Genomic DNA, 22,844 nt, shown 5'->3' with positions numbered 1-22,844 from the left:
TAACCCAAGCTTTAGTGAAAATTTATCTAGATACGACGAAAATGAGCTTACGAGCAGAAAATGTCGTGTAAGTTATGAATCAATTTTTCTATTCGCTTATCCGCGAGTGAATAGAAAACTTGTTGAGACTCCTTCCTTACGCTCACCAGATTGTTTTTTCTTAAAACAGTTAGGTGCTGTGAAAAAGCAGACTGACTAAGTGTAGAGCTGCTTTGTAACTGCCCTGCTCCTATTTCACCATCGACTAACTGACAAAGAACCAAAAGGCGTTCCGGATGCGACATTACTCTTAGAATTTCTGCTACTTCCACCGAGCTCGTTTTCATTTGTTGGAGACTCATCGACACCTCTCGATTCAACACAATCTAATTTAGATTTTACTAATTAATATGAATTAGTCAATATAAGGACATACTTAATTAGCATAAGTTCTAAAAAGGAATTACATGGAACGCCATTTTGTTTAGAAAGTCACTTATAAGTAAGCTTTTTTAAGCAGCACTAGTCAGAAAAGAGATCACTTTCAAATATGTGCGCGCAGACTCAGTCATTGCAATGGAATAGATATAACAATCAATAGCCTATCTATATTATTCAAATATCCGTCCAGTGATATTGAAAATCAGCAATCGTAGATTCTGCGCCAAATATATACAAAACAGCACTTTACAGACTTTTTGTCCCCCCTTACTTTTTACAACAGGGTTAAATTCAGTTTGCTCACGCTCTTTGTGCCCAAATGAGGCTAGTTCTTGAGTTGTATGAGCTTGTTGGTTAAGTTTGATTATGAGTTGTTTAAAGGAATAGATAATGAATAGAGTTTGGGTGACCGGAGATGCGGTAGTAGATTTGATTCCGGATACGGACAGTACATACCTAAAATGCCCCGGAGGAGCGCCAGCAAACGTTGCAGTAGCCATCGCTCGACTCGGTGGTCAAAGTGCATTTTTTGGACGAGTCGGCGACGACCCTTTTGGTGGATTTCTCAAGCAAACACTAACTGAAGAAAATGTCGATAATAGTTTAGTAAAGAAAGACCAAAACCAACGTACATCTACCGTCGTAGTTGAACTGGATGACTCAGGTGAAAGAACCTTTACGTTTATGGTCCGCCCTAGTGCAGACCAGTTTACACAACCCGAAGACATACCCCATTTCCAGCCGGGAGAATGGCTTCATATTTGCTCGATCGCGCTTGCAAACGAACCCGCTAGAAGTACCACTTTACTAGCAATGCAACGTGTTAAGAAAGCCGGTGGTCATGTAAGTTTTGATCCGAACTTGCGCCACGAAGTTTGGGCAAATCAAGACGATATTATTCCGACCGTAATAAAAGCAATAGAGTTGTCCGATGTCGTTAAGTTTTCGGATGATGAATTGTTTTATCTAACAAACACCAATTCAATAGATAAGGGCTTAGAGAGCTTAGAACACCTTAACTTACCGCTGGTTATCGTAACCCAAGGTGCAAAAGGCGCATTAGTCGTCCATGAAAAAAGACAAACTATGATTACAGGAAAAGTCGTTTCCCCTGTTGATACTACAGGCGCTGGTGACGCATTTGTTGGTGGGTTACTTACCTATCTCGCTAAGAGCAAAGATTGGAATAAACAGGACAATATTGCTCAAGCCGTTAGCTGGGCAAATGGCTGCGGAGCACTCGCCACGACTCAAAAGGGCGCGATGACTGCGTTGCCAACGATAGACGCACTTGATGAATTTATTAAGTGATCGCTGATTCAACTCCTAGCTAAGCGTAACGTTTTAGCTATGTGAAACGTTTACCTTTTGGTTAACCTTAAGAAAAGAGCCACCTAAGTGGCTCTTTATAAGTGATATTTGATGCCTCACTTATGGCGAGACTTGCAATGCTCGATAGCACTTTCTAATAGCTCAAGTGCGTTTTTGTCTGTTGCAGGTAATTCAGCATCGGATTGACTTATTGGTGTTACCCTGTCACCCCACTTTATGTGCCCAGCTCCCCATGTAAGACCCGCACCGAAAGCAGCCGTAAGAATATCACTTCCTGGTTTTACTCTGCCTTCTTCAACCGCTTCGCATAGCGCAATAGGAACGGTAGCTGCAGATGTGTTGCCGTATTTATGAATATTGATGAAAGCTTTCTTCTGGTCGATTTCAGCATGATCACACAGGGTTTGAATAATCCGGACATTAGCCTGATGAGGAACCACCAAATCTATATCGCCTGTGCTTAAGTTAGAGCGATTCAGCACAGTTTGTGCGGCTGCACCCATTCCCCTAACAGCGCGTTTAAATATTTCCTTTCCAACGAATTCAAAACTCCAATAACCATTATCTGCCGCAAAGCGATCCATTGCTGTGCCGTACTTTGGTACAGACAGAATATCTCGCCCTTCTGCATCACAACCTAACTGTGCTTGTTGTAAGCCAACGGGCTCCGTGGTTTTGCTAAGAACAACAGCACCTGCACCATCACCAAATAGAACCGCTGTATCTCGCTGAGTCCAATCTAAATAGAATGTTAAGCGCTCAGCGCCAATAACAAGTGCATGCTGGTAATTTCCTGCTTGAATCAGCCTTGTTGCGGTTTCAAGACCATATACAAAGCCAGTACAAGCAGCATTCATATCAAAAGAAGCACAACTTTGAATCCCTAAATTAGCTTGCACCTTGGAGGCAATATTGGGGATCAACGTATCAGGTGAACAAGTCGCGACAATTAAACAATCAATGTCTTTTGGCTCTATGCCTGCGCACGCTATGGCTCTTTGTGCTGCCACAGTGGCAAGATCGGAGGTATTTACATGGCTAATTCGACGTTCTTCAATACCTGTTCTTGTTTTAATCCACTCGTCTGAGGTTTCTAAAAAGGTACTAAGATCTTGGTTGGAGAGCTTGGCAGGAGGTAGACACTTACCCCAGCCGGTAATTTCTGCAAAATTCGATTGCATGCTATTTCACCTATGATTTTATTTTTATGGCTTTTACCCAAATAAACGGGTTTCACTTTGACTATATACTCAGCATATATAAATTCATCAATCTGTAAACTTTTCTGACTATGGAATTTGTTTTAAACACTAAGTAAACCATATAAATACACCATGCCAATAAAAAAGACCCGCCAATAGACGGGTCAAACCTTGTGGAGCAAGGGTGTCATTCAAGATAATTCATCTTGATAATCGATTGCGCGTGCAACTGAGCCTCTAGGGGGAAACCATACAATGCGCAAAAGTAAGTTGAAGAAAGCCCTACACTTTCATCAACACAGCGGGTTGCTATGCAACCAACTCTTCATTTTCTTTGTTGCTTTTTTTGTTTTTAATCGCCATTAGCCAACATGCATTTATCGCCCCCGCATTTTCGATGCCTTCGAGTTGTGCAACAAGCAAAGAGTCAATTCCTAGCGACAGCGCGCGATCCGCTAAGAGCTCTACTATTCCTTCATTGAGTGCGTTGTGTTTTAGATTAGAAGTATCGAAAGCGACGGGGACCACGCCGCGTAAAATTGAGAGCTTACGTAGCAAAGCAAGGTTATCCGACAGAGCCCAAACGAATGAATTCGCCATACACCGGGACATCAATAACGGTGTTTGACCATCTTTGGTTAGTATAACGACGCCCAATGCTTGGTTACTATTCGAAGCGGATATCATTGACGATATTGCGAAGCTCTTGTTTGGATCAATTTTTGTCTGGCAACTAGAAACCATGCCTGTGTTATTCTGGTTTTGATTAACACGCTTGCACAGGTGTTCCAATTCGTCCCAATGGTTAAGAAGCTCATAAGGATCTTGTTCAGCGCCTGCTGCAATCCTGACCATGGATTTTACGGCTTCGACAGGGTATTTCCCCGCTGCAGATTCCGCAGAAAGCATAACGGCATCTGTCCCATCCATAACAGCGTTTGCTACATCTAATACTTCTGCTCTGGTTGGCGTCGGGTTTTCAATCATCGACTCCATCATTTGAGTCGCTGTAATAACAGGCTTCCCAGCTAACTTTGCACGCTTAATCAGACGTTTTTGAATGTTGGGTAATCTCGCATCGCCAATTTCGACACCTAAGTCGCCTCGTGCGACCATTATGATGTCTGATGCGGAAATAACGTCGTCCATGTTTTCGTCACTTTCGACAATTTCTGCACGTTCAACCTTCGCGACAATATGCGCATTACAACCTGCCTGTTGAACCAGTTCACGCGCATAGTGAATGTCTTTACCGTTACGTGGGAATGAAACAGCTATGAAGTCCGCATTTAAGCTTGCGGCAGCGAAAATATCCTGTTTATCTTTGTCGGTAAGAGCTGGTGCAGACAAGCCCCCACCCAGTAAGTTAATCCCTTTTCTATTGGTTAGCTTTCCTTGGTTTAACACTTCGGTTTTAGCCCACTTACCTTCAACGTCTAGTTCCACTACCTTGAGTTGAATGCGTCCATCATCGAGCAATAAAGTATGACCAACTTTGAGATCCTTAATCAGCTCTGGATAATCTAGACCCACCCTATCTTTATTCCCTCTGTCATCTGGATGCTGAGCATCTAGATAAAATGTTTGTCCTTCTTCTAAGTAAACGCCTTGATCGCTAAAACTGGCGATGCGGATCTTCGGCCCCTGGAGATCCACTAACACGCCTACGTTAAGGTGCAGATCTGATGCGATTTCCCTAACAAGTTCAGCAGTTTGAATATGCTGTTCGGCAGAGCCATGGGAAAAGTTCAGCCGAACCACATTGACGCCAGCCTTTAGCAACTCAATGATCACTTCTCGACTTTGGCTTGCTGGTCCTAACGTTGCTACAATTTTTGTTTTGCACATGGATAAGATCCTGTTATTGCGTAGTTTAAAATTCATCTATACCCAAATTGCCTATAGCTGACGTAAATGACTGGAAAACTTGGGTATAAACAAAAGTATGAAGAGATAGAGGCTGAACTTTCAGCCAGCCCCTAATTTGATGGTTAATCAATATCGGTTACTTTTTTCGCATTCCAAACAGTTAATGCAAGAATGAGCGATACAACACCAGCAGCTAACCAAAAATATTGAGCTTGGCTAAAGTCGTAAGTTTTCACGCCATTAACTTCTTCGATCTTAATCAGTGATGCGGACACCAGTTCTTGACCAGATGCTGCAATATAAGAGAACAAGCCAATGAACCCTTTAACCGCGCCTACCGCGTTTTTAGGCATCAGGTCACAAGCAGTTAGCCCGGCAAGGAAAACCACTAAGCCGCCAATGGCAAAGCCAATCAACCCTAGTGCAACAGCATCGACTATGCGGTTATCTGGTCCAAAGAACATCAAGCACATGCCGGCAATATTCGCGATTCCGTAAAGCAGAGTTGGAATGTGGCGGTTAGCGTTAAAGACTTTGTCAGACACAATTCCCGAAAGAATGGCGCCGGCTAGACCTGCGATCGGGTAAGTAGACATCGCAAAACCAGCGTCTATCAATGAGTAACCTTTGCTCTCTTGAAGATACAAAACAGCCCAAGAAGACATGGCATAGCGAGAAATATACATTGCCGCACAAGCCGCTGCGATGAGCCAAACAGTGGGTTGCTTGAGAATAAATAACTGGGCTTTACGCGTTTCTTTTGGGTCATTTGCTTTTTTGATTTCTGGCTCTTCATCAAAAGCCGTAGCAGCATCAGGAAGACCATAGGTTTGCGGACGATCCTTTAGCGCAAAGAACATGCAAAGTGCTGCTGCAATGGCAGTAATACCAGCACCAATAAAGCCTGCTCTCCAACCCAAGTAACTCACTAAGGTGGCGGTAAGAATCCAAGTTATACCTTCACCTATATTACGCGAACCACCCCAAACAGAGTACCGGCTACCACGTTGCTTAGGTGAAAACCATTGGAAAAGAGAAACACATGATGGAGCCGAACCTACGGATTGGAACCAACCGTTTAAGCCCCATAAAAGTACAAAGAAAAACGCCGTTGTGTTTAGCCCCATTACGATGGCGGTAAGCCCCGAAAGGAGTAATGAGAACGACATAAATCGGCCGATGTTGGCGTAGTCAGAAAGGAAGCCGTTTGAAAATTTACCTATCGCATATGTAAAGAAGAACGCCGATCCCATAATACCCAGCTCTTCAATAGAGACGATCCCAGCATCTAACATAGGCTTCTTAACGACACCAAGAGACATTCGAACGACATAAAAAACAGCGTAGCCGAATACTAATCCAAGGAATACTTGCCATTGATACCGCTTAAAGCGAGTTTGCATTTCCTCTTTAGAGCCATCCAACAAAGGCTGGTCTGGTCGAGTTTTAAAAATGTTAAGCATATTGCGCTCCGTTCAATGTGAATTGTCATTTCAGACAAAGTTCTGTTAACGGGGCAATCATCGAGAAATTATTATTTAGGCTCAAAAAACGGTATTTGAGGCAGTTTTGACACATTTGTCAACCTGTCACGAGTCAGAATTGGGTATTTCGAACGATGAAAGTCAGAATTTGCTGATAAAATTCTCACAAACATCGCGTCAATTCTGACTCAAAGTCCGAGGTTAGTTATTTTCGCTGACTTTCTTATATTTGATTAGACGCACATATTGGGTGGTTTTTGTGAGGTATTTCAATTGAAAAAATGGTCGCTAAAAATACTTTCTTTTCTTATCTTCTGCCTGTTATCCGTCGGTGTGAATGCAAACCAAAATGAACTTGTGATACTGACTACCTTTTCGAGGGATCCACTGATCCCCCTTGTAGAGGAATTTAAACGCCTCAATTCAGGTGTAGAAGTAAAAGTCGTCCACAGACCAACATCGTCAAGCATGAAGCTTATTAATAATCAATACATTGAAGATATTGACCTTGTGCTAACGTCGTCGCCTTTGGTTATCTCGCGACTCACTATGCAGGAAAAGCTGGTAGACGTTGCAACAAGTTTTAAGGCTCCTCTGTCTTTATCTACTTACATTCTTCCTAAGCCCAATAAAGTCGTCACCATAGGGTATTCCGGTGCTGGTGTTGTTTGGAATCGTGATTACTTTAATAATCATGAATTACCCGAGCCAATGTCTTTTGCCTCACTCACCGACCCTGTTTACTTTGGTCATGTCACCATGAGCACACCTTCTCGCTCTGGTACCACTCAACTTATGGTCGAGAGTATTCTTACTCAATATGGTTGGAATAAAGGGTGGCAGATCATCGCTAATGTTGGTGCAAACTTAGCCACAATTTCATCGCGTAGCTTTGGTGTAGCTGATTCAGTCGCGGCTGGTAGTATTGGAGTCGGACCTACTATTGACAGTTACGCCAAAAATCTTAAACGAAAGCTGGATTACATCGATTTCAGGCATGATGAAGATTTGACACTCATGCCTACATACATAGGCTTTGTTAAACAAAAAACAGAAGACGCGTATAGACAACGTTTTGTTGAATTATTGCTGTCCAATGAAATTCAAACCGCAATCCAAACCAACACATTTGCAAAATACAGCGTAAATGACACAAAACTCTTGCACGGAAAACATGTGGTTTTGGACCTCGACGCTCTGATGGAAAGAGAGCATGGAATCATTCATCTTTACGATGTCCTGATAACTCAGCAATTACCACAACTTCAAGATGCGTGGTTAGCCATCATTCAAGCAAGAAAAAGGTTCGCTAGTAGCAAATTGGTGTTAATAGAATTAGACCATCTTCAGAAACGACTGTTTTCCCCGCCTATAAATCAATCGGAGTTTTTGCACTCAATGCAAGAAATATTCTCCACTCAAGAATCCGGTAACACCCATGAACCGGAAGTGCGCGCTAAACTGGCTCAGTGGCAACACACGGTCAAAACCCAACGTGAAAGCACCATAAACAATGTAATACAAAGCGTTAGAGACTTGGTTCAAGGTGCGGCATTATGACGTTTCGGTACCACACTATTGGGGCAAAGCTAATTCTTGCTTTTGCACTATCTACCATTTTACTTTCTATTGTGTGCGTGGTGGCTTTGATAACTTGGAACACCTTGGATAGACAAGTAGAGAGTTTACTCGTCAAAAGCGTGCCAAAGTACAACGCCAGTTTTCAACTGGAAAGTCGCAGCTCCCAAATACGTTCTCTAATCGACTATTTGCCTGAGATCGATAACACCATCGATCTAGATGGTCATGCCCAATCGCTTGATCAAGAGCTAGATGAAATTGAAAAAACACTTCTAAACCTTAGAGACGACCCACAAGCTCATGCGTTGCTTTCAGGCTATCGTGATTTAACGAATCAGATAGCTTTCTACGCGGAATTGGTTCGCGAGCATGTAAGCAAAACAAGAGCCTCCGCTAGGATCAGAGAACAAATTCAGTGGATCCACCAAGATATTCGCTCTGAATTGAAGCCGTTAAGGCAAGAGATCGAATGGCAAGTTGAAAGGGAGAACAGCACATATGCCCACTCAAAATTGCTCACTAATCTAAGGTTAATCCAGAATGTAACCGATCAAGAACTCGCTCTGTATTCGTTACTACAGGAAGTGGCAAAGTTTTCCCATGTCTCTCAAGTCGATAACGGAATGAAAGTTATTCAGTTTCGGTTGGATGATCTTAAAGAAATGAGCAAGCCTTTATATCGCATTCCTTCTGCCATTTCATACCAGCAGTTAATTGGAGAATTAGATTCACTTCTCGATTTAGGTAGCGGTTTTCATTTGGCGTTGCGTACGTTAGTAGAATCAGAAAGCTTACTACTAAAACAACAGCAAAAAATCTCAAACCAGCTTAATGAACTTCACCAAAACGTTGCGCTTCTCGCTTCCAATGCAGACAGCGATTTCATCGCCGTAAAAAGTGACACTGCAAATGTTATTTCATACGGAAATCAGATCTTAATCGCGTGCTTCAGTCTATCCATTTTGACCAGTGCATTTTTAACCTATTACTTTATTCATAGACGTATCGTTTCGAGATTAACGGCACTGAGCCACACTCTAGATGCTATGACACATAAAGAGAGCAACATTTCTTTCCCCGTAGAAGGAAAAGATGAAATCGCAGGAATTAGCCGAAAACTCAAAGAGTTTTACTATGCGATGCTTGAAATGGAACAAACCAATGCGTTGAATCTTATTAACAACACCCATTCGAGTTTAGTTACCTGTGATATGACCGGAAGAATCGAGTCTGTGAACATGAGTGCGAAACAGTTGTTTGAGTTGCCTAACCGAATTCCAGACAGTCACTTGTGGAATTGGATGCCCATTGTGAATCAGAAAGTCTTGAAGGTGCTGTTTGCTCCAGAGTCTCGTCTTTTTACTCAAGGGGAAGCCAACGCTGTTCTTTCTCTAGGAAACGACATTACTCCCTATTATTTGCGCTTCTATTTGAGTGTCTTTCAACAAGGTAACGATAGAAAAGTCATGGTTACGATTGTCGATATCACCGAACAAGCACACGCAAACCATTTACTTGAATGCCGTGTAGCAGAAAAAACCAAAGACTTGGTTGCGACCAACCGTGAGCTTCAAGTAGAAATCGAAGAAAGAGTGAAAGCTGAATACCATTTAAAGGAAACGCAAAACGAGCTTATTCAGGCCGCGAAAATGGCCGTGGTTGGTCAAACCATGTCTTCGCTAGCGCATGAGCTCAATCAACCACTTACGGCAATAAACACCTATTTATTTAGCGCTAAGATGGCTCTCGACCAGCAACAATTTAAACTTGCCAACACGTCCTTAGACCAAATAGGTGTTATGACTGAGCGTATGGGTAAAATTATTAACAGCCTAAGACACTTCGCTAAAAAACAACCTCAAGATGTCGCCCTATCGACTGTAAGTTTACGAGACGCGATTGACCAAGCTTTGGTGCTGGTTGGTACTCAAGCAAAAAAACTTGAAGCGAGCATTGAGTTAGCGGTAAGAGAAGATGTATCTGTCTTTGCTGATAATGTTGGGCTTGAGCAAGTTTTGGTTAACCTTTTGGTAAACAGTCTAGAAGCCGTCTCTGAGGTAGACACTCGAACCATTGAGATCAGTTTTGTACCGTCTAAAGCAGGAAAAACGTCGCTTTTCATTTCCGATAGCGGCAACGGTTTTGATCCTACTGTCATCCATCAAATTTTCACCCCTTTTACGACAACTAAAGAAGTTGGGCTTGGTTTAGGGCTCAATATTTGTCGTTCAATATTACATCGCTTTAACGCGACTATTTGTCTTGCGTCTACCCTTTCTGGTGGCGCATTAGTTGTATTGGAGTTACCTAATGACCCACTTTAAATTTTCTGCATTACTCGTCGATGATGATGCAGACGTGTTGGATTCATACGCTCACCTCATGTCTATTGCTAATATCCCAGCGAAGTGCGTACAAGATCCTACTCAAGCATGCAATTATATTGACGCCGATTGGGAAGGTGTTGCGATAATTGATATGTACATGCCTAAGTTAAATGGAATGGATCTGCTCGAAAGGATCAAATCCATCGATGGAAACATCCCAGTCGTTGTGATTACAGGACATGGCGATATTCCCATGGCGGTTGAAGCAGTAAAGAAAGGCGCAAGTGACTTTTTAGAAAAGCCGATTAACCCACCCGTATTGCTCGATTTAATTAAAAAACATTTAGGTATCCGTCAAGAGTACATTCAACAAAAACAAACCATTACTCAATCAATTAAAGCGGAAATTATCGGTCATTCAGCTCAAATTGAATTGATCCGTAGCCACGTCGCTCAATTAGCCATGCTCAATAGTCATATCGCCATCGTAGGCGAGTCGGGTACTGGTCGCCGAAGCCTCGCACACCTTATTCATCAACTTGGTAACCGTTCAGAAAATACATTCATTCAGTACCAAGGCAGCGCTCTTCAGTGCCAAAGTGAAGCAGAGCACGCATTAGCAAAGAGTGCTAATGGAACATTATTGATTACTCAAATAGATTTGATTCCTGAAAACATTCAGTACTACCTTTCACAAGAGTTACTTCGTCAGGAACGGAGTAACAAGAATCATACGCGCCTTATCGCGATATTTAATGAAGATCCTGAAATGCTCATTAAAGATCAGCGGTTAAACCCTGAACTGTACTATTTAGTCAGCCAAGGGAATATTGACGTGCCTTCGTTACGAAAACGTCCCGACGACATCGCGACACTATTCCACTATTTTCTCAAGCAAAGTTGCGTGAAATTGGCGAAGCCCGTCCCCACTGTAGACACCTATTACCTAAATACACTAAGGCATCACACTTGGCCTGGGAATGTCCGAGAGCTTAGGAACGTTGCGGAGCTTTATGCTATTGGGATAGTAAAGCTTGCGGGGCAAAATAGAATATCCAATCAAGATGTTTTAACAACGCCGCTTGATGACTTAGTTGATGATTACGAAAAACAGGTAATTGAAGACGCCTTGTTTCTCTATTCTGGAAAGGTTTCCGAGGCAGCAAACTACTTACAAGTTCCGCGAAAAAAACTGTACCTTAGAATGAAAAAGCATGGGATAGAAAAAGATAAGTTTAAAACCCGAAGCTAAAGCTTGGTAAGATGCCAAAAAAAGGAGAATGTATGTCCAGCTTTAATACACCCTGCCCTTCATGTCGTGGCGTTAACCGAGTTCCCGTCGAGCGTGTTTCAGATCTTGCAACATGTGGTAAATGTAAAGCCCACTTGTTTGATGGCGCGCCCATTGAAGGCACTGAAAATAATGTTGATGCACTGTTACAAAGTGACCAACCTGTTGTGATCGATTTCTGGGCTCCTTGGTGTAACCCATGTGTTGGATTCGCCCCTGTATTCAGCGACGTAGCAGAAGAAAGAAAAGGCAGTGTTCGATTTGTGAAAATCGATACTGAAGCTCAGCAAAATCTAGGTGCTAAATACCAAATCCGAAGCATTCCTACCGTCATGGTATTTAAAAATGGTAAGCGAGTTGATGTTATTAATGGTGCGTTACCAAAATCTCAGTTTGATCAATGGCTCAACCAAGCCTTAGTGAAATAATTCAAATCTGAAACTACTTGAAAAGCCCCATTGAATGGTCATTTCAATGGGGCTTTTTGTTCTTCCTAAATCAAAAAATATTTGTCGTAAGAATCAATATTTTTCGTTTTACTAAAACCTCCTAAAATCCGATAGTCGCCGCTCCTAACTAACCTATTTTTCAGGAGATTCCGGCATTGGAAAACACCTCTACTGCACCACTAAAAATCGTCGCTCCAGTGGTCGCGCTGTCTTTGTTTGCTATCGCATCAGGCTACTTAATGAGCATCATCCCTTTGATGTTGAACGAGTACGGTATGAGTTCCGATATTGCAAGCTGGGTCGCGAGCAGTTTCTATGCCGGCTTACTCATCGGGGCAACAGCGATAGAACCTTTGGTTGCGAAAACCGGGCACCGTAAAGGATTCCTTTTGTGCTTGGCAATACTCAGTAGCACCATTGCGCTTTTGCCAGTATTTCCACAAGCTGAAGTGTGGATGTTTTCGCGCCTAGTCGCGGGGATAGCTGTCGCTGGTATCTTTGTCATCGTGGAATCTTGGCTACTTGCAGGAGATACATCCGGCAGAGCGAAAAGATTGGGAATCTACATGATGTCTCTATATGGAGGCTCTTCCCTAGGGCAATTGGGTATCAACGTGTTTGGCGTAACGGGAGTGTTACCGTTTGCAGTTATCCTGTCACTGATGGTGTTGGCTGCGATTGCCTTAGTGGTTATCCAATCCACTCAACCAGAATGTGAACAACACGACGCTATGTCGTTAAAGCAGATCATGCACTTAAGTAAACCTGCACTCGTGGGTTGCGTGGTATCAGGGCTAGTGTTGGGGGCTATTTACGGGCTCATGCCTCTAGAGTTGACCAATAGAAATGTTGGGCTGAATCAAATTGGCAGCTTAATGGCTTTAATCATTTTAGGAGGTATGCTTGTTCAACCAATCGCCTCTTGGCTAATTAAGTACGCTGGAAGAACATTATTGCTGGCGCTATTCAGCTTATTGGGAGCATTCGCAATTGCGCTTATTGCGGTATTTGATTCCCAATCTATTTTAGCTGGTGCGTTGTTTGTATTGGGTATGGCAAGTTTTGCTCTTTATCCTGTCGCAATAAATCTAGGTTGCGATAACTTAGGAGACAACTACATCGTCTCTGCAACGCAAGTGATGCTGTTTAGCTACAGTGTTGGGTCTGTATTAGGTCCGGTGGTTGCAGACACCTTCTTAACCAACGAGGAAGGACTAATGGGTTACTTGTTTGTTACTTTACTGGCAACCAGCATTTACATGTTAATTTCGAGCGCTAGACACAAGCCAACGCTTGTTGCTGGCGGCTGACAATTAAGTTTGTAAAAACACGCCTATCGCTGTATTCTGCGCGTCCTTAACAAGGTCGACGGAATACAGCAATGAACCGGAAAAAGAAGATAAATCAGATTCTGAAAAATAAACAGAAAAAGAAAAACTCAAAACTGCACAAGAGCAATAAACCGAAATACATTTCTAAAGCCGATCGCGCCAAGCTTGAAGCTGAAGAACAGGTACAAACAGATTCGGCGACCATCGTGCAAGAAGAATCTAACGGTTAAAGAAGCATGTCATCTTCTATTGGAAAGTATTGAGTGGCGCTGTCTATAAGCGATTGAGCGGTCAGTGCTCTAACTCCATAGACCTCCACTCGCTTTTTGTATTTTTCGCAAATACGTTTTGCAAGTATGTCAAAGTCCCCATCTCCCGAAAGCAATACAATCGTATCCACCTCCGGTGCAATTTCTATCGCATCGATGGCAATGCCTACGTCCCAATCGGCTTTTGTACTGCCGTCTGCTCTCTGAATAAAGGGCTTTAGGACAACATTAAACCCTATCCCTCTTAAGATATGATGAAACTGTCGCTGCTTTTCTTGTTGGCTTGAGATGGCATAGGCATTGGCGCAAACAACTTGACGTCCATTTGTCGCTCTCCACCAAAATTCATTGTAATCAAAGTTTTTTCTAAATTTCTCTCTGGTGGTGTAGTACACGTTTTGTACATCAACCAAAATGGCAATTTTCTCTTTTTGATTTTCTTTTTCCACGACGGTATCCATATATCTGTTGAAGGCAACAGCATACAGAATTTTTTGAAAATCTCGACTTTAATACCGCTATTCCCAGCGACATCTTCGTATAAGAACCATAATTGTAGAATCTTACAGCGTGCACAGATTTGGTGCTCTCGCAGTGAGACCCGCAAAATCAGACAAATTGGTCTGACACGGAGGTATGACAATGCTGCGTTTATTCATTCTACTAGTAACTGTTATCAGTAGCGCTAGTCTCCATGCATACCCTGCCCATCAAAGCCATTGGACACACCGAAGTATCTTATATTTCGCCCCTTCCGAAGATGAATACGTAAAACAGTTTTTGCTTGAAACGCTAACAAATGAATGTGCACTAAAGATACGTGACATTGTCACTCTCGTAATGACTCAAGACGGTTTTACTAAACCAAGATGGCTTCAGCGTGAATTCGATGTTGCGAAATTGGCCAAGTTGTACCAAGTAGACAAGCAGTCACACACAGCGATACTGATTGGTAAGGATGGTGAAGAAAAATATCGATGGGGAAAAGTCACAGATTGGGCTTTTATCAATCAGCTGATCGATTCCATGCCGATGAGAAAGCAGGAAATAAAGGAAAAAAGTAATCCCTGCAGTATTTGAATGCTCTTAGTAAATACAGATATCATACTCAAGCTACCCCAAGTTGCAGGATTCAGAGCTCTATCTTCTGTTTCAATTCAAGCCTCTCTATTTCAAAATCAGGAACGCAGTGGAATGACGAGTCCTTTCCAAGTTCTTTGACGATGAATTGGGACAGAAGATAAGCTCCCAAGGGCGAGTTTGCTTGGTTTTCATACTGCGTTACCGACTCTTGATTTAGAACCACTAGATCTTCAAATCGGTGCCTTACCTGAAAACCAAGCCCCCAATCTATGGATAAGAAGCCGCTGAACCTAGCACCTTGAGGTAGGAAGTACGTCGATAACGCATTAATCTCGTAACAAGTGCCAAGCTTCACACAATGTTCGAAATTTTTCTGTATTGCCCCCTTCTCTATCAGGGTGCCATTTTAGTGCCATTCTGCGCCATTGCTTGCGTATTTCCGTTTGCGTAGAGGTATCGTCCAATTCAAACAATCTAAGTGCTTTTTGGCGAGTCATATCTCCGCTGTGAGAACCGACAAAATTTCGATATCGAGTCCAAAATTCGTTAAGTAGCCTTTTTACTTCACCATTTTCTGCCTCGTAATTACTCCAGTCTGTGTAGTAATCACGGAGTGGATCTTCAACGTCAATTTCATATTCGCGAGTTTGCGTGTCATTTTTCAGTTGAATGTCCATTGCTTGAACTTGCACCCAAGCGTCTGGGTATAGCGTCTCTTGCAATTGATATAATGCGTTCATCATTAAGAAGTTACGCTTAAATAAGTCTTTTTCTGGTGAAGAGTCCAAGAAAGGAATAATACCCAACTCAGATAAATGAGAAGCTAAAGTATGGACTTTCCAGCCTTCGTGTTTCTTTTTCAACACTTCCATAATCGGCCACACTAATGGGTTTTCCATGTGTGGGTCATGGCTATGAATTAAATCGTTGTTCGACATAAGCGCTCTTATTTAATCTACTACTTACATTCAAAGCTATAGAGAAGATTTTGTCATTCTTTATACGTTAACCAGCATCACAGATTTCAATTTGTATACAGCTCAGTATTATGATAGTTGTTGCGTTAAGTTTTCGAATCAGACACTTATATTCCTATGCTAGTAAAGCCGAATAATGCCTACCTAGATGCCTTTGTTGCATTTTACGATGATATTTTAGTTAACGACCCATTAAGCTGCGATTTTTACGGTGAAAACATTGAGGATTTTAATCGGTACATTAAAAACCTGTTAGATGAAGAACAAGGCGTTAATTTAAAAGATGGGTACGTTCCCTGTTCACATCGATGGTACTTGAATAAAAAAGGAAACATTGTAGGAACAATAAGAATTCGACACAGTTTAGACACTGAATTTCATAGAAACGAGCTAGGACACATTGGCTTTGACATCGCGCCATCTTTTCGTGGCTATGGCTATGCTACCGATATGCTGGCAAAGGCAATTGACGTTGCCTCACAACTCTCAATCTCGGAGCTGTTACTGACAACAAGTGAAGAAAATATCGCTTCGCAGCAAGTAATCCAGAAGAATGGCGGGCAATATCACTCTAAAGTGTATTCTTCTGTGTTTAATGAAGTGATTGAAAGGTATTGGATTACTACGAACCTTAAGTAACCTCAGTTCCGAATAAAAATAAATATCCAAAGCTGAGGTTAAATGGCTCGGCTACATTTCTTAGATTACACCAAGTTCGCGTAAACGTTCTGTTAGATAGCTTCCAGCTGTGTGTCTATCCGACAAAACAACCTCTGGCTTCGGGTGTAAGAAAAGTGGCAATGAAATACGCGAATGGGTTTGTTGCTCACCTGTTGGGTTGATCACTCGATGCGTTGTCGACGGAAAATAACCACCTGATGCTTCTTGAAGCATGTCACCAATGTTAATGATCAAATTACCAAAATCACAAGGCACATCTAGCCACTCTTCATCCTTACCTTGGACTTGCAGCCCCGGCTCGTTTGCTGCAGGTAAAACGGTGAGCAGGTTGATGTCTTCATGCGCGGCAGCGCGTATCGCTCCCGGCTCTTCGCTACCAGTCATCGGTGGGTAGTGAAGCACGCGCAGTAAAGTTTGCTCGCTACCGTTGATCATCTCGGACAATGGAATAGAGAATTTCTCTTGAACATCAACTGGGGCATGCGCTTCAACCCAGCCTAATAACTCTTGTGCAAAAGCATTGGCTTGCTGGTAATAGTCTAAAATTTGCTCTTTTAGCGAAGGCGGGATTTGCCCCCACGGGTAGACATGAAAATATTCTTTGATGTCTTTTACGGTGTGTCCTTTCGCAACTTCTGACACGCTTGGTGGAAAATAGCCATCTTGCGTATCAACATTAAATTGATATTGCGCTTTTTCATCTGTCAGAAAAAACTTGTACCAGTTGTCGTAAATCGACTCTACAAGTTCTTTTTGAATTGGATGGTTGCTCAGCACGCCAAAACCTGTTTCACGTAGGGATTTAACAAATTGCTCGGCTGCATCTGGAGAACGATAATCTACAGTTTCTAATTTCATGACTGTCTTTACTTTTATTGGGTACAAAGGTTATTAGAAGGTTAAAAGTTTAGACATCTACGTGACTCAAGACAAACATTTGAATGCGGACTCGACTTTGTTTAACCAATATATGTGACAAACAACTCATTTACATCCACCTCTAGCTTTCTTTAATTCAGAACGCTTCATTAGAAAACAAAAAAAGGCAGTCACATAAATGACTGCCTTTGGATCTTGGTAAGAATTAATTTCTAAGCTAGTGCGTTACGATTTAGGATCAATCGCTTCTTGTAAGCCATCACCCAGAAAGTTAATTGTAATAACTGTGAACAAAACCATGATGCCTGGGTATACCGCTGCCATTGGATAGCTCCACATTGCTTCACGAGCATTCTGAAGCATGTTACCCCATGACGGAGTTGGCGGGTTAATACCAAAACCTAGAAAACTAAGCGCACTCTCTGTCAAAATTGCACCACCAATACCCAATGTCGTTGCAGTGATTACCGGTGCAATTACGTTTGGCACAATGTGGCGTGTCATAACAAACCAGCTACTCGCGCCGTAACCTATTGCAGCTTGCACATATTCTCTATGCTTAACAGAAAGCGTATTCGAACGCACAAGACGAGCCGCAAACGGCCACCCAAGTAAGGAAAGTACAACAACCAGTCGGTAGATACTGAAACTGTCTGAACGGACAAGTTCTTCTGAAAAGCCCAGCTTGGTCATATCAACACTTTGGATAAGAATCAGCAGCATAATGCCTGGAAGGCTGATGATAAAATCGGCTGCACGCATAATGAATGCATCAACTTTTCCACCGTGGTAACCAGCAACAACACCTAATATAGTACCAATTACAGAGGTCGCAATGGCTGCCATAAAGGCGAAGGTGAGAGAAACCTGACCGCCGAGAAGCAGTCGTGTGAAAATATCACGACCCAGCTCATCCGTTCCAAGAATATTATCTTCATCAGGCGCTTCAAAACGGCTGAATAGATCATCAGCGTACGGATCTACACCTAACCAACCTGCAATCGGGTTTGCACTGAAACAAACAATGGTTAGAGCCGCTAAGAAAAACATGGAAACCATCGCTAGCTTGTGACGGTACAAGCGTTGCGCCACCTGTACCCAAGGGTTTTGACTGCGTTTAGCAACGTAACTCATTTATTACCCCCTTTTGTCAGGTCGATACGTGGGTCAACTTTAGAATAAAGAATATCCGCAATGAAGTTCATGACGAGGATTGCCGTGGTAGCAACCATGAAACACAGCATTGCAACGTTGTAATCACTGCCGTTAATTGAATCAACGGTCAGCTTTCCAATTCCAGGCCAGCTAAAGATTGTTTCAGTAAGAACAGCGCCACTCATAAGTGCTGCTACGTCCATAGCTAAAACAGTGATCATTGGAAGCATGCCGTTCTTAATACAGTGCTTAAACAAAACTCGAGTCGAAGACGCACCTTTTGCTTTTGCTGTTCTAACGAAGTCTTGTCTAAATACTTCAAGCATGCTGGATCGCATGAAACGAGAAATAGAGGCAATACTTAGCAGCGTTAAGCTCAAGATAGGTAAGATCATGTACTCTAACTTATCAAGCCCTTCCACTCCGTCGGCTTCGCCGGTTCCTCCTGCTGGGAAGATTGGGAATACGACCGAGAAAATCATGATGAGCATAAGCGCTAACCACGCTGCTGGCGTTGAAAGGAAAACATACGTGAGACCACTAATAATGTAGTCCGTTGCTTTGTTTTGCTTCACCGCACAAATGATACCTATAGGTAGTGCAATAAAAATCGAGAGTAAAGTACCACTTCCCACCAATACCAAAGTATTTTTCATCGCATCCCATAGAACATCGATGGCTGGTTGGGAGAACATGCGTGAGTAACCTAAATCACCCTGCAGTGCATCACCCAGCCACACGAAGTAACGAACATAAACAGGTTTGTCCAACCCTTGTTCAGCCTTCAGGCGAGCAATGTCTTCAGATGTAATATTTGGGTCACTTTGTGCCAATAGATCAATAGGATCGCCTGGCATTAGTCCCATGAGGTTATAAGCTGCAAATGAGGCCAATAAAAGCACCAATAGCATTTGCAGTATCCGTGAAATAAAAAAGCTAGTCATATTAACGTCCGAGCTGTTTTTTCAGCTTCTTAATCTTGCTTGCCATATTACGCCGATTTCCTTTCCGATTGATTTCGACGACGAGCGTTTCCAATGTCCGGTACTGCGTTCAGCAGTTCCTGGCTGTAAGGGTGTTTTGGACTTGCAAAAAATTCTTCTTTTGTTGCTTGCTCCACAATTTCGCCAGCTTTCATAACGACAATTTCGTGTGCAAGGTGGTAAACCACCGCCATGTCATGGCTAATGAAGAAAAAGGCAATGCCGTGTTCTTCTTGAAGATCTTTAAACAAATTAAGGATTTGAGACTGAACAGATACATCCAGTGCAGACAGAGGCTCATCTGCAATGATGAGTTCCGGTTTAAGCATCAGTGCACGTGCAATAGCAATACGCTGTCTTTGCCCACCAGAAAATTCATGAGGATACTTAGTCAGAACGTCTTCACGCATCCCTACCCACTCAAGCACTTCCAAAGCACGGGCGCGCTGAGTTTCTTTGTTGCCAATTCCGTTCACCTTCATGGGTTCGATCAGTGATGCAAGAATAGGCATACGTGGGTTTAGTGCAGAATACGGGTCTTGGAATACCAATCCAATACGTTGGCGTAGTGGACGTTGAGCTCTCGCACTAAGACGCGAAATCTCTTGCCCTGATAGGTAAATATCGCCGGAATCCGGCACTTCCAACATGCTGACCATTCGACCCAAGGTCGATTTACCGGAACCAGATTCGCCAACGACAGCCAGCGTTTTACCCGGTTCAAGGTTCAGAGAAATGTTCTTTGTCACGTGAAGATATTGTGGTTCACCACCAAACATCGATCCCGCATCAAGTACATATCGTTTTTGAAGATTTTTAACTTCCAAAAGAGCCATTAGGATACGCCTCCTTTGCTAAGTTGACGCTGTTTCGCAACATCAACGTAATGGTCGAAGAGTTCTGGACAGCGGTCGCGGAACGTATAGTTATCACCACGCTGATCCAACGGAGGTACGCTTCCTGGAATCGCGGGCAATCGATCAACATTAACACCAACACGTGGAATAGTGTCCAGTAGTGCTTGAGTATACGGATGCTGAGGATTATCAAAAATTTCGTTTACATCTGCTAGTTCAACAACTTGACCAGCATACATAACCATTACACGGTCCGAAATTTGAGAAACAACACCAAGAGAATGGCTAATAAACTGAATCGCCGTTCCTGTGGTTTCACGTAACTCTTCTAGCAAATCGAGTACTTGAGCTTGAACCGTAACATCCAAAGCCGTTGTTGGTTCATCTGCAATCAGAACTCGAGGCTTACATGCTAGCGCCATTGCAATCATTACGCGTTGGCGCATTCCGCCTGATAGCTCATGCGGAAATGCTTTGGCTCTCTTTTCTGGATAAGGAATATGAACTTGCTTGAGCATTTCAATTGCTCGGTTCATCGCTTCTGGTTTTGAAGCGCCTTCATGAATGATGAACATTTCCGCGACTTGCTCACCCACAGTAACAACTGGGTTTAGTGCGGTCATTGGTTCTTGGAATATCATTCCAATACCTTCACCACGGATTTGTTGGTAACGCTTTTCTGGCATTCCAACGAGGTTTTCACCTTCGAATAGAATTTCGCCAGACAGCTTTAATTTTTTATCCAGTAAACCCATAACAGATAGAGATGTAAGAGACTTGCCACAGCCCGACTCTCCAACAATACCTAGAATTTCACCAGCTTTGATTTGGTAGTTGACATCCTTTACAGCTAAGTGCGGCCCTAAGGCCACACTCATATTGCGAACGTCTAGTATTACTTCACTCATAGACATTCCAATCGCTTATTCTGCACGAGTCCAGTTTTCAGCCCAGAAGCTTGAATACGTTTGATGACCAGTTGGAGCCACACCTTTTAGCCATTTAGGCATGATGAAGCTGTCTGAACGGTAGTACAGAGGCAATGCTGGTAAATCTGTCGCGTATAGGTTTTGGAATTTCTTCCATAGCTCCATACGTTTTTCGAAGTTTAACTCAGCATCGATTTGGTTAATTAGGTTGTCCATTTCTTCACTTTGGTAACCCGCATAGTTTTGTCCAGACCAACCATTTTCTTTCGTTGGAATGTACTCGGAATGAAGTGTCGTTCTTGGAAGCTGCTCAGGTGAAGAACCCCATGCGAACATCGCCAAACCTTTGTGCTTACGTTCGTTTAGCGTTGTGCCAAAGTAAACGCGAGCGGTTTGGTTATTGATGACCGCTTTAATGCCAACCTTTTTCCATTGCCCTTGAGCAAACTGCTGGACAAGTTCACGCGTCTTGTTGCCAGAGGTCGTCATAAATTCGATTTCTAATGGCTTGCCGTTCTTCATTTGAACGCCATTTACCAACTTATAGCCAGCATCTTTAAGAAGTGCTTTTGCTTTTTCAGGGTTGTATTCGTACGTTGGAGCTTTTGGATCAAACGATGCGTCTAATGGACTAACATTTGAATTCGCAACTTTTTGCTTACCTTGGAAAAGCTTGTTTGTTAGCAATTCGCGATCCAGTCCAAATAGTAATGCTTGGCGTACTCGCACATCTTGCAGGTGTTCATTTTGAAGCTGCACGTCTAGGTGCTCATAAAGCGCTGCTGGGCGAATATCTACGTTGTACTTGTTACCAAACTTCTTCTCAAATTGAAGCGCTTGGTCAAGAGTCAGACCCATTTCACCTGGAATGAAGTCTACGTCACCAGATAGCAAGTTTGCTTGAAGCGCTTGTGTATCTGAAACGGTTTTAATGGTTACCTTACCGAAATGCGGCTGTTTGCCTTTCCAGTGCTCATTCAAACCTAGCTGAACGAATTGGCCTTGTTTGATGTTTTGGATTGTGTAGGGACCATTGTACAAGCCTGAGTGTGTTGGCTCTGTAATGTATTTTGTATTTAAGTGGTATTCTTTCGGGTTTGACTGAAAGATAGATTCTTCTAGGTGACGTGGTAACGCATCAGGAATGTAGTAAGCGTTATATTTGTAAGAAACGCGGTCTACATAAACGTTTACCGTGTGGTCATCTACAATCTCAAGCTTTTCCATGTGCTGATATGTTGAAAGACCTGCATTTCCTTGAACATCAGGTGAAGTTGCAACTTCGTACCAAAACTCAACATCTTTTGTTGTGATTGGCGTACCATCACCCCAGAAAAGATCCTTCTTGAATTTTACGGTCATCTTTACGCCTTGCTTGCTTTCACCCTCTTTTGCGTGAGGACGATCAACAACAACTGCTAGGCCATTTTCAAAAGTAGGTACCTCTTCACAAAGAAAACATGTCAGCTTCCATTGCTGATCAAATCCGATAGTGCCACGGTGTGTAAAGCCATGAGTGTAGGTTTTTGCAACCATGCTATCGATAACAGGGTGAAGAGTAGAAGGGAATTGTGAAATGCCCAAAGTCAGTTTGTCGTTAGATGCGAATGCTTGACCGCTTAGCAATGCTGTAGCACCTGCTAGCGCCAATACGGATTTCTTTAACTTCATATTAATCTCCATATCTTTATATTGAGCCATTAGTAAATTCCATCTATGAAATTCTAAATTAGCTCTATTCCTTA

Annotated in this window: 22 protein-coding genes; 9 read left to right on the top strand and 13 right to left on the bottom strand. The window is 42.7% G+C overall.

The window, feature by feature from the left end:
- Nucleotides 1–47: 47 nt before the first annotated feature.
- A complete protein-coding gene (locus tag LDO37_RS23285) occupies nucleotides 48–341 on the bottom strand; it encodes an ArsR/SmtB family transcription factor (RefSeq protein ID WP_224055909.1) in 294 nt (97 codons plus the stop codon).
- Nucleotides 342–810: 469 nt separating this feature from the next.
- Here LDO37_RS23285 and LDO37_RS23280 point away from each other — a divergent pair, with 469 nt between their 5' ends.
- Nucleotides 811–1,731 (top strand): aminoimidazole riboside kinase, encoded by a 921-nt coding sequence (locus LDO37_RS23280; protein WP_126609937.1) that lies wholly within the window; start codon nucleotides 811–813, stop codon nucleotides 1,729–1,731.
- Between the two features lie 116 nt (nucleotides 1,732–1,847).
- Here the strand turns inward: LDO37_RS23280 and LDO37_RS23275 are convergent, their stop codons facing one another.
- The 3 genes from LDO37_RS23275 to LDO37_RS23265 all read right to left on the bottom strand — a co-directional run bounded on the left by LDO37_RS23275 (nucleotide 1,848) and on the right by LDO37_RS23265 (nucleotide 6,286).
- On the bottom strand, nucleotides 1,848–2,933 hold the full coding sequence (locus LDO37_RS23275; RefSeq protein WP_126609938.1) for a ketoacyl-ACP synthase III: 1,086 nt from the start codon (nucleotides 2,931–2,933) through the stop codon (nucleotides 1,848–1,850).
- 330 nt (nucleotides 2,934–3,263) lie between these two features.
- Nucleotides 3,264–4,802, bottom strand: coding sequence for a pyruvate kinase (gene pyk / locus LDO37_RS23270; RefSeq protein WP_126609939.1), 1,539 nt, complete (start codon nucleotides 4,800–4,802; stop codon nucleotides 3,264–3,266).
- A 143-nt stretch (nucleotides 4,803–4,945) separates the two neighbouring features.
- A complete protein-coding gene (locus tag LDO37_RS23265; RefSeq protein WP_126609940.1) occupies nucleotides 4,946–6,286 on the bottom strand; it encodes an MFS transporter in 1,341 nt (446 codons plus the stop codon).
- Nucleotides 6,287–6,580: 294 nt separating this feature from the next.
- On the opposite strand from LDO37_RS23265, the gene LDO37_RS23260 reads away from it, so the two are divergent.
- The 6 genes from LDO37_RS23260 to LDO37_RS23235 all read left to right on the top strand — a co-directional run bounded on the left by LDO37_RS23260 (nucleotide 6,581) and on the right by LDO37_RS23235 (nucleotide 13,516).
- Nucleotides 6,581–7,867 carry an ABC transporter substrate-binding protein gene (locus LDO37_RS23260; protein ID WP_126610071.1) on the top strand — a complete coding sequence of 429 codons (1,287 nt, stop codon included), beginning with the start codon at nucleotides 6,581–6,583 and terminating at the stop codon, nucleotides 7,865–7,867.
- Nucleotides 7,864–10,212 (top strand): ATP-binding protein, encoded by a 2,349-nt coding sequence (locus tag LDO37_RS23255; protein ID WP_126610072.1) that lies wholly within the window; start codon nucleotides 7,864–7,866, stop codon nucleotides 10,210–10,212. Before LDO37_RS23260 ends, LDO37_RS23255 begins: the two co-directional genes overlap by 4 nt.
- Entirely contained in the window at nucleotides 10,199–11,467 is a 1,269-nt protein-coding gene (locus LDO37_RS23250) for a sigma-54-dependent transcriptional regulator (protein WP_126610073.1), read from the top strand. The genes LDO37_RS23255 and LDO37_RS23250 overlap by 14 nt, the downstream gene beginning before the upstream one ends.
- Nucleotides 11,468–11,499: 32 nt before the next feature.
- Complete coding sequence (trxC, locus tag LDO37_RS23245; protein WP_126610074.1) at nucleotides 11,500–11,934, top strand: thioredoxin TrxC; 435 nt, start codon at nucleotides 11,500–11,502, stop codon at nucleotides 11,932–11,934.
- A gap of 176 nt (nucleotides 11,935–12,110) precedes the next feature.
- Nucleotides 12,111–13,265 carry an MFS transporter gene (locus LDO37_RS23240; RefSeq protein ID WP_126609245.1) on the top strand — a complete coding sequence of 385 codons (1,155 nt, stop codon included), beginning with the start codon at nucleotides 12,111–12,113 and terminating at the stop codon, nucleotides 13,263–13,265.
- 71 nt (nucleotides 13,266–13,336) lie between these two features.
- Complete coding sequence (locus LDO37_RS23235; protein WP_126609244.1) at nucleotides 13,337–13,516, top strand: DUF2986 domain-containing protein; 180 nt, start codon at nucleotides 13,337–13,339, stop codon at nucleotides 13,514–13,516.
- Here LDO37_RS23235 and LDO37_RS23230 read toward each other — a convergent pair.
- Complete coding sequence (locus LDO37_RS23230; RefSeq protein ID WP_126609243.1) at nucleotides 13,513–14,016, bottom strand: LabA-like NYN domain-containing protein; 504 nt, start codon at nucleotides 14,014–14,016, stop codon at nucleotides 13,513–13,515. The genes LDO37_RS23235 and LDO37_RS23230 overlap by 4 nt on opposite strands.
- Nucleotides 14,017–14,197: 181 nt before the next feature.
- Here LDO37_RS23230 and LDO37_RS23225 point away from each other — a divergent pair, with 181 nt between their 5' ends.
- The gene (locus tag LDO37_RS23225; RefSeq protein ID WP_399481985.1) at nucleotides 14,198–14,635 is read left to right on the top strand and encodes a DUF4174 domain-containing protein; all 438 of its coding nucleotides are present in this window, start codon (nucleotides 14,198–14,200) and stop codon (nucleotides 14,633–14,635) included.
- Nucleotides 14,636–14,687: 52 nt separating this feature from the next.
- On the opposite strand, the gene LDO37_RS23220 is transcribed toward LDO37_RS23225, so the two are convergent.
- Nucleotides 14,688–14,993, bottom strand: a complete 306-nt coding sequence (locus LDO37_RS23220) for a hypothetical protein (protein WP_126609241.1) — start codon at nucleotides 14,991–14,993, stop codon at nucleotides 14,688–14,690.
- Nucleotides 14,965–15,576, bottom strand: a complete 612-nt coding sequence (locus tag LDO37_RS23215) for a DNA-J related domain-containing protein (protein ID WP_101115093.1) — start codon at nucleotides 15,574–15,576, stop codon at nucleotides 14,965–14,967. Before LDO37_RS23215 ends, LDO37_RS23220 begins: the two co-directional genes overlap by 29 nt.
- A 156-nt stretch (nucleotides 15,577–15,732) precedes the next feature.
- Here LDO37_RS23215 and LDO37_RS23210 point away from each other — a divergent pair, with 156 nt between their 5' ends.
- A complete protein-coding gene (locus LDO37_RS23210; RefSeq protein ID WP_126609240.1) occupies nucleotides 15,733–16,254 on the top strand; it encodes a GNAT family N-acetyltransferase in 522 nt (173 codons plus the stop codon).
- 60 nt (nucleotides 16,255–16,314) lie between these two features.
- On the opposite strand, the gene LDO37_RS23205 is transcribed toward LDO37_RS23210, so the two are convergent.
- The 6 genes from LDO37_RS23205 to LDO37_RS23180 form a co-directional block, all read right to left on the bottom strand.
- Nucleotides 16,315–17,154 (bottom strand): isopenicillin N synthase family dioxygenase, encoded by an 840-nt coding sequence (locus LDO37_RS23205; protein WP_126609239.1) that lies wholly within the window; start codon nucleotides 17,152–17,154, stop codon nucleotides 16,315–16,317.
- A gap of 246 nt (nucleotides 17,155–17,400) precedes the next feature.
- Complete coding sequence (locus LDO37_RS23200; RefSeq protein WP_126609238.1) at nucleotides 17,401–18,309, bottom strand: ABC transporter permease; 909 nt, start codon at nucleotides 18,307–18,309, stop codon at nucleotides 17,401–17,403.
- Nucleotides 18,306–19,274, bottom strand: coding sequence for an ABC transporter permease (locus tag LDO37_RS23195; RefSeq protein WP_101115097.1), 969 nt, complete (start codon nucleotides 19,272–19,274; stop codon nucleotides 18,306–18,308). Before LDO37_RS23195 ends, LDO37_RS23200 begins: the two co-directional genes overlap by 4 nt.
- Nucleotides 19,275–19,321: 47 nt before the next feature.
- Complete coding sequence (locus tag LDO37_RS23190; protein ID WP_126609237.1) at nucleotides 19,322–20,149, bottom strand: ATP-binding cassette domain-containing protein; 828 nt, start codon at nucleotides 20,147–20,149, stop codon at nucleotides 19,322–19,324.
- Nucleotides 20,149–21,078, bottom strand: a complete 930-nt coding sequence (locus tag LDO37_RS23185) for an ABC transporter ATP-binding protein (protein WP_101115099.1) — start codon at nucleotides 21,076–21,078, stop codon at nucleotides 20,149–20,151. Before LDO37_RS23185 ends, LDO37_RS23190 begins: the two co-directional genes overlap by 1 nt.
- A 15-nt stretch (nucleotides 21,079–21,093) precedes the next feature.
- Nucleotides 21,094–22,770: a peptide ABC transporter substrate-binding protein gene (locus LDO37_RS23180; RefSeq protein ID WP_126609236.1), complete on the bottom strand. Its 1,677-nt coding sequence runs from the start codon at nucleotides 22,768–22,770 to the stop codon at nucleotides 21,094–21,096.
- Nucleotides 22,771–22,844: the final 74 nt, after the last annotated feature.

The sequence above is a fragment of the Vibrio penaeicida genome, assembly GCF_019977755.1.
GTDB lineage: Bacteria > Pseudomonadota > Gammaproteobacteria > Enterobacterales > Vibrionaceae > Vibrio > Vibrio penaeicida.
Note: the sequence above shows the minus strand (reverse complement) of the source record. Positions and strands in the feature narration are given on the sequence as shown.

Bases quoted from the DNA above. Each gene is read 5' to 3' on its own strand.
- LDO37_RS23285 (WP_224055909.1), bottom strand. From the start codon at position 341: ATGAGTCTCCAACAAATGAAAACGAGCTCGGTGGAAGTAGCAGAAATT.
- LDO37_RS23280 (WP_126609937.1), top strand. From the start codon at position 811: ATGAATAGAGTTTGGGTGACCGGAGATGCGGTAGTAGATTTGATTCCG.
- LDO37_RS23275 (WP_126609938.1), bottom strand. From the start codon at position 2,933: ATGCAATCGAATTTTGCAGAAATTACCGGCTGGGGTAAGTGTCTACCT.
- pyk (WP_126609939.1), bottom strand. From the start codon at position 4,802: ATGTGCAAAACAAAAATTGTAGCAACGTTAGGACCAGCAAGCCAAAGT.
- LDO37_RS23265 (WP_126609940.1), bottom strand. From the start codon at position 6,286: ATGCTTAACATTTTTAAAACTCGACCAGACCAGCCTTTGTTGGATGGC.
- LDO37_RS23255 (WP_126610072.1), top strand. From the start codon at position 7,864: ATGACGTTTCGGTACCACACTATTGGGGCAAAGCTAATTCTTGCTTTT.
- LDO37_RS23250 (WP_126610073.1), top strand. From the start codon at position 10,199: ATGACCCACTTTAAATTTTCTGCATTACTCGTCGATGATGATGCAGAC.
- trxC (WP_126610074.1), top strand. From the start codon at position 11,500: ATGTCCAGCTTTAATACACCCTGCCCTTCATGTCGTGGCGTTAACCGA.
- LDO37_RS23235 (WP_126609244.1), top strand. From the start codon at position 13,337: ATGAACCGGAAAAAGAAGATAAATCAGATTCTGAAAAATAAACAGAAA.
- LDO37_RS23230 (WP_126609243.1), bottom strand. From the start codon at position 14,016: ATGGATACCGTCGTGGAAAAAGAAAATCAAAAAGAGAAAATTGCCATT.
- LDO37_RS23225 (WP_399481985.1), top strand. From the start codon at position 14,198: ATGCTGCGTTTATTCATTCTACTAGTAACTGTTATCAGTAGCGCTAGT.
- LDO37_RS23215 (WP_101115093.1), bottom strand. From the start codon at position 15,576: ATGTCGAACAACGATTTAATTCATAGCCATGACCCACACATGGAAAAC.
- LDO37_RS23210 (WP_126609240.1), top strand. From the start codon at position 15,733: ATGCTAGTAAAGCCGAATAATGCCTACCTAGATGCCTTTGTTGCATTT.
- LDO37_RS23205 (WP_126609239.1), bottom strand. From the start codon at position 17,154: ATGAAATTAGAAACTGTAGATTATCGTTCTCCAGATGCAGCCGAGCAA.
- LDO37_RS23200 (WP_126609238.1), bottom strand. From the start codon at position 18,309: ATGAGTTACGTTGCTAAACGCAGTCAAAACCCTTGGGTACAGGTGGCG.
- LDO37_RS23195 (WP_101115097.1), bottom strand. From the start codon at position 19,274: ATGACTAGCTTTTTTATTTCACGGATACTGCAAATGCTATTGGTGCTT.
- LDO37_RS23190 (WP_126609237.1), bottom strand. From the start codon at position 20,149: ATGGCTCTTTTGGAAGTTAAAAATCTTCAAAAACGATATGTACTTGAT.
- LDO37_RS23185 (WP_101115099.1), bottom strand. From the start codon at position 21,078: ATGAGTGAAGTAATACTAGACGTTCGCAATATGAGTGTGGCCTTAGGG.
- LDO37_RS23180 (WP_126609236.1), bottom strand. From the start codon at position 22,770: ATGAAGTTAAAGAAATCCGTATTGGCGCTAGCAGGTGCTACAGCATTG.